Annotated in this window: 11 protein-coding genes; 7 read left to right on the top strand and 4 right to left on the bottom strand. The window is 70.6% G+C overall.

Translation table 11 applies throughout. The features are described 5' to 3' along the window. The first annotated feature begins 60 nt into the window (after positions 1 to 60). From G4X40_RS13570 to mshC, 3 genes are read left to right on the top strand one after another with little or no spacing between them, the layout of a single operon-like run. Positions 61 to 663, top strand: coding sequence for a DUF3090 domain-containing protein (locus G4X40_RS13570; RefSeq protein WP_277833227.1), 603 nt, complete (start codon positions 61 to 63; stop codon positions 661 to 663). Positions 664 to 669: 6 nt separating this feature from the next. After that, on the top strand, positions 670 to 1,470 hold the full coding sequence (locus G4X40_RS13565) for an SCO1664 family protein (protein ID WP_277833226.1): 801 nt from the start codon (positions 670 to 672) through the stop codon (positions 1,468 to 1,470). A 23-nt stretch (positions 1,471 to 1,493) separates the two neighbouring features. Next, complete coding sequence (gene mshC, locus G4X40_RS13560) at positions 1,494 to 2,735, top strand: cysteine--1-D-myo-inosityl 2-amino-2-deoxy-alpha-D-glucopyranoside ligase (RefSeq protein ID WP_277833225.1); 1,242 nt, start codon at positions 1,494 to 1,496, stop codon at positions 2,733 to 2,735. Positions 2,736 to 2,755: 20 nt separating this feature from the next. On the opposite strand, the gene G4X40_RS13555 is transcribed toward mshC, so the two are convergent. Together G4X40_RS13555 and G4X40_RS13550 are read right to left on the bottom strand one after the other, a co-directional pair. Beyond that, on the bottom strand, positions 2,756 to 3,832 hold the full coding sequence (locus G4X40_RS13555; protein WP_277833224.1) for a helix-turn-helix domain-containing protein: 1,077 nt from the start codon (positions 3,830 to 3,832) through the stop codon (positions 2,756 to 2,758). A gap of 178 nt (positions 3,833 to 4,010) precedes the next feature. After that, the gene (locus tag G4X40_RS13550) at positions 4,011 to 4,880 is read right to left on the bottom strand and encodes a PAC2 family protein (protein WP_277833223.1); all 870 of its coding nucleotides are present in this window, start codon (positions 4,878 to 4,880) and stop codon (positions 4,011 to 4,013) included. Between the two features lie 51 nt (positions 4,881 to 4,931). Here G4X40_RS13550 and metH point away from each other — a divergent pair, with 51 nt between their 5' ends. Beyond that, complete coding sequence (gene metH, locus G4X40_RS13545) at positions 4,932 to 8,522, top strand: methionine synthase (protein ID WP_277833222.1); 3,591 nt, start codon at positions 4,932 to 4,934, stop codon at positions 8,520 to 8,522. Beyond that, complete coding sequence (locus tag G4X40_RS13540) at positions 8,519 to 9,235, top strand: HAD family hydrolase (RefSeq protein WP_277833221.1); 717 nt, start codon at positions 8,519 to 8,521, stop codon at positions 9,233 to 9,235. Before metH ends, G4X40_RS13540 begins: the two co-directional genes overlap by 4 nt. Here the strand turns inward: G4X40_RS13540 and G4X40_RS13535 are convergent. Together G4X40_RS13535 and G4X40_RS13530 are read right to left on the bottom strand one after the other, a co-directional pair. Further along, the gene (locus G4X40_RS13535; protein ID WP_277833220.1) at positions 9,186 to 10,679 is read right to left on the bottom strand and encodes a sodium:solute symporter family protein; all 1,494 of its coding nucleotides are present in this window, start codon (positions 10,677 to 10,679) and stop codon (positions 9,186 to 9,188) included. The two genes, G4X40_RS13540 and G4X40_RS13535, sit on opposite strands and share 50 nt — an antisense overlap. Beyond that, positions 10,676 to 10,870: a DUF3311 domain-containing protein gene (locus G4X40_RS13530; RefSeq protein WP_277833218.1), complete on the bottom strand. Its 195-nt coding sequence runs from the start codon at positions 10,868 to 10,870 to the stop codon at positions 10,676 to 10,678. The genes G4X40_RS13535 and G4X40_RS13530 overlap by 4 nt, the downstream gene beginning before the upstream one ends. A gap of 113 nt (positions 10,871 to 10,983) precedes the next feature. Here G4X40_RS13530 and G4X40_RS13525 point away from each other — a divergent pair, with 113 nt between their 5' ends. Continuing rightward, positions 10,984 to 11,265: a phosphoribosyl-ATP diphosphatase gene (locus G4X40_RS13525; protein ID WP_277833216.1), complete on the top strand. Its 282-nt coding sequence runs from the start codon at positions 10,984 to 10,986 to the stop codon at positions 11,263 to 11,265. 48 nt (positions 11,266 to 11,313) lie between these two features. Continuing rightward, complete coding sequence (gene hisG, locus G4X40_RS13520; protein WP_277833215.1) at positions 11,314 to 12,183, top strand: ATP phosphoribosyltransferase; 870 nt, start codon at positions 11,314 to 11,316, stop codon at positions 12,181 to 12,183. The last annotated feature ends 18 nt before the right edge of the window (positions 12,184 to 12,201 follow it).

The following is a 12,201-nucleotide window of genomic DNA, read 5'->3' as shown; positions in this document are numbered from 1 at the left end:
ACGCGCCACGGTCCGGTTGTGACAACCGGACGCCGGTAGCTGGATAACATTGGAGGTGCCATGCCACGCGCCATTCACATCTTCCGCAGTCCAGACCGGTTCATCGCGGGCACCGTGGGCGAACCCGGTGACCGCGCCTTCTATCTGCAGGCCGTCCACGATGCCCGGGTGGTCAGCGTGCTGCTCGAGAAGCAGCAGGTGCAGGTGCTCGCCGACCGCGTCGGCGCCCTGCTCGAGGAGGTCCACCGCCGGTTCGGCACCGCGATCCCCCCGCAGGAGATCGCGGTCGGGGACACCCGGCCGCTGGTGATGCCGATCGACACCGAGTTCCGGGTGGGCACGATGGGCCTGGGCTGGGATTCGGACGCGGGCACCGTGGTGGTCGAACTGCTCGCGGTCACCGAGGGCGAGTTCGACGAGTCGGTGGTGCTCGACGACACCGAGGACGGACCCGACGCGGTCCGCGTGTTCCTCACCCCGGCGCAGGCCCGCGAGTTCGCGGCCCGCAGCGAACTGGTCATCGCCGCCGGGCGGGCGCCCTGCCCGCTGTGCGGGGAACCGCTCGATCCGGAGGGACACATGTGTGTGCGCACCAACGGGTATCGGCGTGGCACGGCGTTCGGTCAGGTGACCGAGCCGGAGCCCGAGGACGAGGGCGACTAGCCGGCCGTGACGACCACCCGGGACCTGCTCACCCGCGGGGAGCTGAGCGTCGTCGGCCGCCTGACGACGGCCAGCAACGCCACGCTCGTGTGCGATGCGGAACTCGACGGGACGCGGATCCGGTGCGTGTACAAGCCGATCCGCGGTGAACGCCCCCTCTGGGACTTCCCGGACGGTTCGCTGGCCGGCCGTGAGGTCGCGTCCTTCCGCGTCTCCGAGGCGCTCGGCTGGTCGGTGGTGCCGCTGACCGTGCTGCGCGACGGCCCGTTCGGCACCGGAATGGTGCAGCAGTGGATCGACGGCCGCGAGCCGGACGACGACCGACTGGACTTGGTCGACCTGTGCCCGGTCGACGCCGTGGCCGACGGCATGCTCCCGGTGCTGCGGGCCTACGACGCCGACGGCGAGCCGGTGGCGCTCGTGCACGCCGACGACGGCCGGCTGCAGCGCATGGCGGTCTTCGACGCGATCATCAACAACGCCGACCGCAAGGGCGGACACATCATCGAGACGCCCGACGGGCACGTGTACGGCGTCGACCACGGAATCTGCCTGCACACCGACGACAAGCTGCGCACGGTGCTGTGGGGCTGGGCGGGCAAGCCGGTGCCGCCGGAGTTGCTGGCCGACATGCGCGGGCTGTCGGCGCGGCTCGGCCGACCCGACGACGCGCTGGTGCGCGGGCTCGGCGAGCTGATCAGCGCCGCCGAGGTGGCGGCGCTGGGGGAGCGGGCGCGGGACCTTGTCGCGCACGGCCGGATGCCGATGCCCGGTCTCGGCCACCCGATCCCGTGGCCCCCCTTCTGAGTGCGACCACATAGGCTGGCCGCATGCAGTCCTGGTCCGACACCGACGTGCCCACCGTTCCCGGAGAGGGGCCCGCCCTCCGGCTCTACGACACCTCGGACCGGCAGGTCCGCCCGGTGACTCCCGGACCCACCGCGACCATGTACGTCTGCGGTATCACCCCGTACGACGCCACCCACCTCGGCCACGCCGCCACCTATCTGGCGTTCGACCTGGTCAACCGGATGTGGCGCGACGGTGGCCACGACGTGCACTACGTGCAGAACGTCACCGACGTCGACGACCCGCTGTTCGAGCGTGCCGCCCGCGACGGTGAGGACTGGATCGTGCTCGGCATGCGGGAGACCGCGCTGTTCCGTGAGGACATGGAGGCGCTGCGGGTGCTCCCGCCGCGCGACTACATCGGCGCGGTCGAGTCGGTCGACGAGGTCGTCGAGTTGGTCGAGAAGCTGATGGCCTCCGGAGCCGCCTACGTCGTCGACGACGCGGAGTACCCCGACATCTACTTCCGGGCCGACGCCACCGAGCAGTTCGGCTACGAGTCCGGCTACGACCGCGCGACCATGGAGCGCTTCTTCGCCGAGCGGGGCGGCGACCCCGACCGTGCCGGCAAGCAGGACCCGATCGACGCGCTGATCTGGCGGGCCGCCCGCCCGGGCGAGCCGTCGTGGCCGTCGCCGTTCGGGCCGGGCCGCCCCGGCTGGCACATCGAGTGCTCGGTGATCGCCCTGAACCGGATCGGCGAGGGGTTCGACGTGCAGGGCGGCGGCAGCGACCTGATCTTCCCGCACCACGAGTACTCGGCCGCGCACGCCGAGGCGGCGACCGGCGAGCGCCGCTTCGCGCGGCACTACGTGCACACCGGCATGATCGGCCTGGACGGCGAGAAGATGTCCAAGAGCCGCGGCAACCTGGTGTTCGTGTCCAAGCTGCGCGGCGAGGGCGTGGACCCGATGGCGATCCGGCTGGGCCTGTTCGCCGGGCACTACCGCACAGACCGAGCCTGGACCGACGCGGTGCTCGCGCAGGCGCAGGACCGGCTCGAGCGGTGGGGCCGGGCGGTGTCGCTGTCATCGGGCCCGAACGCGCAGGACACGGTCGCCCGACTGCGTCAGCATCTGGCCGACGACCTGGACACCCCGAAGGCGCTGGCCGCGGTCGACGGCTGGGCGCGCGAGGCGATCGAGCACGGCGGCCGCGACGAGGGCGCGCCGGCGCTGGTGGCCGCCGCGGTCGACGCGTTGCTGGGTGTGCGCCTGATCTGACGGCCGGGCCAGGCGGTCGGTCAGCGCGGGACGGGCCGGCGCCAGGTGGATCCGTCGGCGGCGAGACGGTCGCCCAACCGGTCGGCCGCGGCCTCGTCGCGGAACGGTCCGGACAGCAGGTCCGCGTACAACTGACCCATCGCGACCAGGCGGAGCCCGCCGGTGCCCTGACGCAACCGGTCGAACACCACCGCGGACCAGGGGGTCGCGACGACGACGTCGCCGTCGCGGTCGACCGGATGCAGGTTCAATGCGGCGGCCAGTGCGTCGACGTCGTCGGCGTACAGCTGCAGGCGGCCCCCGTGCGGGTGCGCACCGCCCAGGTCCTCGGCCGCGCCGAGACCGCTGACCGCATAGCCCAGACCGGCGCTCCCGGCCAATGCGCGGAGCGTCGCCTCCAGTCCGTCGCGGGCGGCGAACTGTCTTGTGACGCAACGCTTCCGCTCGTCGGCCCAGGCCCGCAGCATCGGCTGCCACCGCACCACGGTGATCGGGCCGCGCGGCACCCGCCGGATCAGTTCACGCTCCTCGAGCACCTCGACGACGCGGTAGGCGGCGCCGGTGGAGGTGCCGGAGATCCGGATCAGCTCCGGGACGGTCAGCTCGCCGGCGTGTTCGGCCAGTGCCCGCACCACGCGGTCGCTGGGTTCTCCGGTGAACACACCGGACGGCCGGCCGGGGCCGCGCCAGGGATCCGCGTCCGCGCCCCGGCTCCGCACCCAGATCGCGGGGCGGTCCGCGACGAGGCTCAGGTTGCCGGTCGCGTCGGCGTAGCTGATCCGGTGGTCGTCGAGCTGGCGGCGTACCGGATCGGACAGGTAGTGGGCGCAGACGAATCCGCGGTCGCCGGACCCCAGTTCCGCCGCGATCCGTGCGACGTCGCCGCTGAGCACCCCACGGGACGCGACGACCGCGTAGGAAACCGCCTCGTCATCCGGCGCGGTGACCACGATGCGGTTCGGCGCGGCGGGGGAGCGGGCGGTGTCCGAGGCGATCGTCCAGCCGTGGGGCAGGCAGGCCTCCAGCCCGGCCAGCGCCTGCCGGTAGATGTCGATGTAGCGGTGCGGGCGATGGGCCGCGGCGGATTCGGGCGACATGATGATCATCATAGTCGAAGTCCGACCGATACGGAAGTGTATGAATCTCCGAATCTCGGTCGGCTGCGGGAGCCAACTGATGGAGCGGGTGCGAGGTGCGCCCTGGCGGGCACACCCCACACCAGGCACCGAGGGGAGGGCGGCGCATCGGCGCCGGTCGCGGCCGGTCAGGGCGCGTTCAGTGCCCGAACCCGCCCGGTCCGCGCCGGCGCAGGTAGCGCTCGAACTCCGCGGCGAGGGCGTCGCCGTCGATCTTGGAGAGAGCCTCGGACATGTCGATTTCGGCGTCGCCGCGCTCCTCGAGCGTGCGCACGTATTCGGCGATCTCCTCGTCGCCGTGCGTCATCTCGGTGACCGCCTCCTCCCAGTCCTCGGCTTGGGAGGGGAGTTCGCCGAGCGGCACCTCGATGTCGAGGACCTCCTCGACCCGCTCGAGCAGCGCGACCATCGCCTTCGGGTTCGGCGGCTGCGACACGTAGTGCGGGACCGCGGCCCAGAACATGACCGCGGGAATACCGGCGCGCACGCAGGCGTCCTGCAGGACGCCGGTGATGCCCGTGGGCCCCTCGTAGCGGGTCTGTTCGAGGTTGAACTTGCGGGCGGCCTCGCCGCTGTAGGCGCTGCCGGTGACGGGCACCGGCCGCGTGTGCGGGGTGTCGGCCAGCAGGGCACCGAGCAGGACCACGGTGCCGACCTGCACGCGTTCGAAGATCGACAGCAGTTCGTGGCAGAAGGTGCGCCAGCGCATGTTCGGCTCGATGCCGCGCACCAGCACGATGTCGCGCGACGACCCGGGCGGCCGACACACCGACAATCGGGTGGCGGGCCAGTCGATCTCGCGGGTGACGCCCTCGATCTGGCGGATCATCGGGCGGTTGACCTGGTAGTCGTAGTAGTCCTCGGAATCGATGTCCACCAGCGGATCGGACTCCCAGATCAGCGCCAGGTGTTCGACCGCGCCACTGGCGGCGTCGCCGGCGTCGTTCCACCCTTCGAAGGCCGCCACCACGATGGGGTCGCGCAGCGTCGGGAGCTCGTCGTCACTCACAGCACCAGCCTACGATCACCGCCGTTGGTTTCGACCATTACGCTGGTAGCCATGTCTGCCGCCAAAACCTCGTCCCTGCTCGATGCGCTCTCGAAGCGTGTTGTCATCGGGGACGGTGCGATGGGCACCATGCTGCAGGCCGCGGACCTGACTCTCGACGACTTCCTCGGCCTCGAGGGCTGCAACGAGATCCTCAACGAGACCAGGCCCGATGTGCTCCGCAACATCCACGCCGCGTACTTCGAGGTCGGTGCCGACGCCGTCGAGACCAACACCTTCGGCTGCAACCTGCCGAACCTGGCCGACTACGACATCGCGGACCGGATCAGGGATCTGGCCGAGCGCGGCACCCGCATCGCCCGTGAGGTCGCCGACGAGGCCGGGCCCGGCCGCGACGGGCTCGGCCGGTTCGTGTTCGGCTCGATGGGGCCGGGCACCAAGCTCCCCACGCTCGGCCACGCGCCCTTCGCGGTGCTGCGCGACGCCTACGCGGAGGCCGCGCTGGGCATGCTCGACGGGGGAGCCGACGCGATCCTCGTCGAGACCTGCCAGGACCTGCTGCAGGCGAAGGCCGCGATCATCGGCAGTCAGCGGGCCATGGACACCGCGGGTCGCCGCATCCCGATCATCACGCACGTCACCGTCGAGACGACCGGCACGATGCTGCTGGGCACCGAGATCGGCGCCGCGTTGACCGCGCTCGAACCGCTCGGCATCGACATGATCGGCCTGAACTGCGCGACCGGCCCGGCAGAGATGAGCGAGCACTTGCGGCACCTGTCGCGGCACTCGCTGCTGCCGGTGTCGGTGATGCCGAACGCGGGCCTGCCGGTGCTGGGCGCCAACGGAGCCGAATACCCGCTCAGCCCGGCCGAATTGGGCGAGGCGCTGGCCGGTTTCGTCGGCGAGTTCGGGCTGTCGATGGTCGGCGGCTGCTGCGGCACCACGCCCGACCACATCCGGCACGTCGTCGAGGCGGTCTCGAAGGTCGAACGCGCCCAGCGCAACCCGAAGCCCGAGCCGGGCGTGTCCTCGCTGTACTCGGCGCTGCCGTTCGAGCAGGACGCGTCGTTCATCGTGATCGGTGAGCGGACGAATTCCAACGGCTCCAAGGCGTTCCGCGAGGCGATGATTGCCGGCGATTACCAGAAGTGCCTGGACACCGCGAAGGACCAGACCCGCGACGGCGCGCACATGCTCGACCTGAACGTCGACTACGTCGGCCGTGACGGCGCCGCCGACATGTCGGAGCTGGCAAGCCGTTTCGCGACCGCGTCCACCCTGCCGATCATGATCGACTCGACGGAGCCGGAGGTGATCCGCGCCGGACTCGAGCACCTGGGGGGCCGGTGCGCGGTCAACTCGGTGAACTACGAGGACGGCGACGGACCCGACTCGCGGTTCCAGAAGATCATGCGGCACGTCGTCGAGCACGGCGCCGCCGTCGTCGCGCTGACCATCGACGAGGAGGGGCAGGCCCGCACCGCGGAACACAAGGTGCGCATCGCCGAGCGGTTGCTCGCCGACTTGACGAGCAACTGGGGCATGACCGACTCCGACGTGATCATCGACGCGCTGACGTTCCCGATCTCCACCGGTCAGGAGGAGGTCCGGCGCGACGGCATCGAGACCATCGAGGCGATCCGGGAACTGAAGAAGCGCCACCCGGACGTGCACTTCACGCTCGGCGTCTCCAACGTCTCGTTCGGCCTGAACCCGGCTGCGCGGCAGGTGCTCAACTCGGTGTTCCTGCACGAGTGCGTGCAGGCCGGCCTGGACACCGCGATCGTGCACGCGTCGAAGATCCTGCCGATGGCGCGGATCCCCGACGAGCACCGCGAGGTTGCGCTGGACCTGGTGTACGACCGTCGCCGCGAGGGTTACGACCCGCTGCAGAAGCTGATGGAACTGTTCGAGGGCGTCTCGGCGGCGTCCGCGCGCGAGACCCGCGCGCAGGAGCTGGCGGCGCTGCCGCTGTTCGAGCGGCTCGAGCGGCGCATCGTCGACGGCGAGCGGGCGGGGCTCGAGGCCGACCTCGACGAGGCCATGACGACGGTTCCCCCGCTGTCGATCATCAACGACACCTTGCTGTCCGGCATGAAGACCGTCGGTGAGCTGTTCGGCTCCGGCCAGATGCAGCTGCCGTTCGTCCTGCAGTCCGCCGAGGTGATGAAGGCCGCGGTGGCGTACCTGGAGCCGCACATGGAGGCGTCCGACGCCGCCGGCAAGGGCCGCATCGTGCTCGCCACCGTCAAGGGCGACGTGCACGACATCGGCAAGAACCTCGTCGACATCATCCTGTCCAACAACGGTTACGAGGTGATCAACCTCGGCATCAAGCAGCCGATCGCGACAATCCTCGAGGCCGCCATCGACAAGAAGGCCGACGCCATCGGCATGTCCGGGCTGCTGGTCAAGTCCACGGTCGTGATGAAGGAGAACCTCGAGGAGCTCAATTCGCGTGGCGTCTCCGGCGACTTCCCGGTGATGCTCGGTGGCGCGGCGCTCACCCGGGCGTACGTCGAGAACGACCTGACCGAGGTCTACGACGGTGAGGTCAGCTACGCCCGGGACGCGTTCGAGGGTCTGCACCTGATGGACACCATCATGGCGATCAAGCGCGGCGAGGGTCCCGACCCGAACAGCCCCGAGGCGATCGCGGCGCGGCAGAAGATCGCCGAACGCAAGGAACGCCACGCGCGGTCCAAGCGGATCGCCGAGGCGCGCCGGGCCAACGAGGCGCCGGTGGTCGTGCCGGAACGCTCGGATGTGGCCGCCGACAACGCCATTCCGACCCCGCCGTTCTGGGGCACCCGGATCAGCAAGGGCATCACGCTGAGCGACTACGCGGGGCTACTCGACGAGCGAGCGCTGTTCCTCGGCCAGTGGGGTCTGCGCGGCCAGCGCAGCGGCGACGGCCCGACCTACGAGGAACTGGTCGAGACCGAGGGTCGTCCGCGACTGCGCTACTGGCTCGATCGCCTTGCCTCCGAAGGTATCCTGGCGCACTCTGCGGTCGTCTACGGGTACTTCCCGGCGGTCTCCGAGGGCGACTCGGTGTTCGTGCTCGAGGGCCCGGCCGGCCTCGGCGAGGCGCCGTCACCGGACGCGCCGGTGCGCTATCGGTTCGACTTCCCGCGCCAGCAGCGCGGGCGGTTCCTGTGCATCGCCGACTTCATCCGCTCGCGCGAAAGCGCCCGCGAGACCGGCCAGGTCGATGTGCTGCCGTTCCAGCTGGTGACGATGGGCAAGCCGATCGCGGACTTCGCCAACGAGCTGTTCGCCGCGAACTCCTATCGCGACTACCTCGAGGTGCACGGCCTCGGCGTGCAGCTGACCGAGGCGCTCGCCGAGTACTGGCACCGCCGCATCCGCGAGGAACTCGTCGTCGCGGACGGATCCGCCGTCGCCGCGCACGATCCGTCGAACGTCGAGGAGTACTTCAAGCTCGGCTACCAGGGCGCGCGGTTCGCGTTCGGCTACGGGGCCTGCCCCGACCTCGAAGACCGCGCCAAGATGATCGCGCTGCTCGAGCCCGAGCGCATCGGGGTCACCTTGTCCGAGGAGCTGCAGCTGCATCCCGAGCAGTCCACGGACGCGTTCGTGCTGCACCACCCCGAGGCGAAGTACTTCAACACGTGAGCGAGACGACCCTCGCGCGTCCGGTCCCGACCGCATCTGCGGTGGGACCGGATGCGGTGTTGTGGGACATGGACGGCACCCTGCTCGACTCCGAGAAGATCTGGGACGTCGCGCTCGACGACCTCGCCGCCGAGCTCGGTGGGGTGCTGTCCGTGCCGACGCGCGCCGCGATGGTCGGCAGCAATATGGCGGTGAGCATCGGCCTGCTGTTCGAGGACCTGGGCCTGCGGCCGGACGACGACGAGCGCCTGCGGGCCGGCCGCTGGCTGCGCGACCACACGGCACAGCTGTTCGCCGAGGGTCTGCCTTGGCGACCGGGCGCCCGCGAGACGCTCGACGTGCTCGGCGCCGCGGGGGTGCCGATGGCGCTGGTCACCAACACGGAGCGCCACCTGACCGAACGCGCCCTCCCGACGCTCGGTGCGCAGCGTTTCGCCGCGGTGGTGTGCGGCGATGAGGTGCCGTCCGGCAAACCCGCCCCCGATCCCTACCTGAGGGCGGCCGGATTGCTGGGCGTCGCGCCCGCGCGGTGCCTGGTGGTCGAGGACTCGCCGACCGGCGCGGCCGCGGCGCGGGCCGCCGGCTGCCCGACCCTGGTGGTGCCGTGCGCGGTTCCGGTGCCCGGAGCCCCGGGAAGGGTGCACCGCGAGTCGCTTGAGGGCATCACGGTCGCGGAGCTGTCGGAGGCATGGCGCTCGGCGTCGCCGCGCTGACCCGGGGTCGCCGCGGCCCGCGCGCATCGAACCGGGACACGGTCGCGTTCACGGCGACGTTGACCCCCAACGCGATCAGTCCGGCGTTGACCCCGAACAGCGGATCGTTGCCGGACCACACCAGCGACACCGTCACGGCGAGCCCGGCGGCCAGCCCGCACACCGCGCCGCGCACCGTCATCGACTTCCACAGCAGCGCCAGCAGCACCGGCGGCACCAGTTGCGCGAACCCCTCATAGGACAGCACCGACAGCCGCACCAGCAGCACCGGCACGAACAGGGCGCCGACGAGCGCGACCAGGCCGACGAGGAAGCAGACCAGCTGTGCGAGCCGCTTCTGACGGGCGTCCGACGCGCGCCGGCCGGTCAGTCCGCCGCCGAGCACCGTCCGGCCCCACATGGTGCCCAGCGCCAGCATGAACACGCTCATCGGCACGATCGCCGACAGTGCGCCCGCCACACCGATCAGCGCGACCACCGGGGCGGGCAGCGAATCGGTGACCAGTGTGTACAGCGCCAGGTCGGAGTCGCGCAGGGCGGGGACCACGAATAGCGCGGCCACCCCGATCATCATCGGGATGAACAGCAGCAGCTGATACCACGGCAGCAGAATCGAGTTGCGCCGCAACGTGTTCGGGTCTTTCGCGCTGAGGTAGGCGGAGACGTTGTTGGGAAAGACGCTGAGCGTCAAGCCGTTGAGCAGCACGGTCGAGACGAACCATGCGCCGCCCAGCGAACCCGAGTGGTGTCCCGGGAAGGTCAGCCACTGCGGCCGCTCGGCGACCATCCGGTCGAGCAACCCGCCGATGCCGTCGAAGTAGTGCCAGGGGAGGTAGATCGCCAGGAACAGCACGACGGCGATGACGAGCACGTCCTTGAGCGCGCTCACCCAGGCCGACCCTCGCAGGCCCGACACCAGGATGAACCCCTCGGCCACCAGGAACGCGATCACCGCCGCGGCCTTCGCGTCCACCGCGCCGTAGGTCATCGCGCCGACGACCGCGCCCATGCCCTGGATCTGCAGCTGGATGTACGGCACCAGGAACACCGTGGCGACCAGCGCGACCAGTACACCCATGCGCCGCGAGGAGAACCGGTGTTCGGCGATGTCGGCCATCGAGACCAGCTGGTGCCGCGACGCGTAGGTCCACATCATCGGCGCGACCACGTAGGCGATCGTGAGGCCGACGGTCAGATAGGCGACCAGGTACAGGATCGGCACCCCGTAGGCGTACGACCATCCGGCCGTACCCAGGAACGAGAAGCTCGTGTAGCTCTCGCCGGCCATCAGCAGCCAGACGAACACGATGCCCAGACGTCGCCCGGACAGCGACCACTCGGTCAGCCCGCCGGCGCGGCCGCGTGCCGACAGGGTGCCGACGACGAGGACGAGCACCATTGCTGCCGCGAAGATCCCGGTCGCGACGGCCGCCGACCCGCTCACGGCTCGTCCGCCGGGACCGGCTCCTCGGCGCCCGACCGGTACAGCGGGTCCAGCCGCGCGATCAGCCACATGATCAGCGGGCTGAGCACGGTGACCGCGGCGATCCAGAAGATCAGGAACGGGACACCGAAGATGCGCGGTTCGATGCGGTCGGCGACCACCGGCGCCAGGCAGTACAACACCGTCGGCACCGGCAGCAGCCAGAGAGAGCGGCGGCGAGGTCGGTGTCGGCGCGACTGATCTCGGGTGCGCGGGCTCACCCGCCGAGCCTGACACAGACCGGCGCGCGGCGGGATGGCACCGCATGAAAGAATCGGTGCTCGTGAAGAGCTTCGACGCCCTGTATGCCGAACTGGCCGACCGCGCTGCGACCCGACCCGAGGGCAGCGGCACCGTCGCGGCGCTCGATGCCGGCGTGCATCACATCGGCAAGAAGGTGATCGAGGAGGCCGGCGAGGTGTGGATCGCCGCGGAGCACGAGAGCGACGAGGCGCTCGCCGGGGAGATCTCCCAGCTGATGTATTGGTCTGCGGTGCTTATGGTCTCGCGTGGGCTGACCCCGGAGGACATCTACCGACATCTGTAGGTAGCTGCCGCCGCCCGGACCCACCACAGATCTCCAGGAGCCATCCGCATGTTGCGTGTCGCCGTTCCGAACAAGGGCTCGCTCTCCGAGTCCGCCGCCGAAATCCTCAGCGAGGCCGGCTACCGCCGCCGGTCCGACGCGAAGGACCTGACCGTCCTCGACCCGGTCAACCAGGTCGAGTTCTTCTTCCTGCGTCCTAAGGACATCGCCATCTACGTCGGCTCGGGTGAGCTGGACCTGGGCATCACCGGCCGGGACCTGGCGCTCGATTCGGGTGCTCCGGTGCGCGAGCGGCTCTCGCTGGGCTTCGGCCGGTCCAACTTCCGGTACGCCGGGCCGAAGGGCCGCGAGTGGAAGGCCGAGGACCTCGCCGGGCTGCGCATCGCCACCTCCTACCCGAACCTGGTGCGCGCGGACCTCGCCGCGCGCGGCGTCGAGGCGACGATCATCCGACTCGACGGTGCAGTGGAGATCTCGATCCAGCTCGGCGTCGCCGACGCCATCGCCGACGTCGTCGGCTCCGGCCGCACCCTGCGCCAGCACGACCTCGCCGCGTTCGGCGACGTGCTGTGCGCCTCCGAGGGCGTGCTGATCGAGCGGGAGACCGTGGATCCGGCGGACGAGCCGGACGAGGCCAACCGCAAGGCCCGCAATCAGCTGACCGCGCGGATCCAGGGTGTGGTGTTCGCCCAGCAGTACCTGATGCTCGACTACGACTGCCCGCGCGAGTTGCTCGAGGCGGCGACCACGGTGACCCCGGGGCTGGAGTCGCCGACGGTGGCCCCGCTGGCCGATCCGGAGTGGGTCGCGGTGCGCGCCATGGTCGCCCGCACCGAGGTCAACACCATCATGGACGCGCTCGCCGAGATCGGCGCCCGGGCGATCCTCGCCTCGGACATCCGTTCCTGCCGGATGTGACGTCGGTGCCGGGGGCGG

The sequence above is a fragment of the Speluncibacter jeojiensis genome, assembly GCF_029589495.1.
GTDB classification, from domain to species: Bacteria; Actinomycetota; Actinomycetes; order Mycobacteriales; family Mycobacteriaceae; genus Speluncibacter; species Speluncibacter jeojiensis.
The sequence above is the reverse complement of the archived record's forward strand: the minus strand, read 5'-3'. Positions and strand labels throughout refer to the sequence as shown.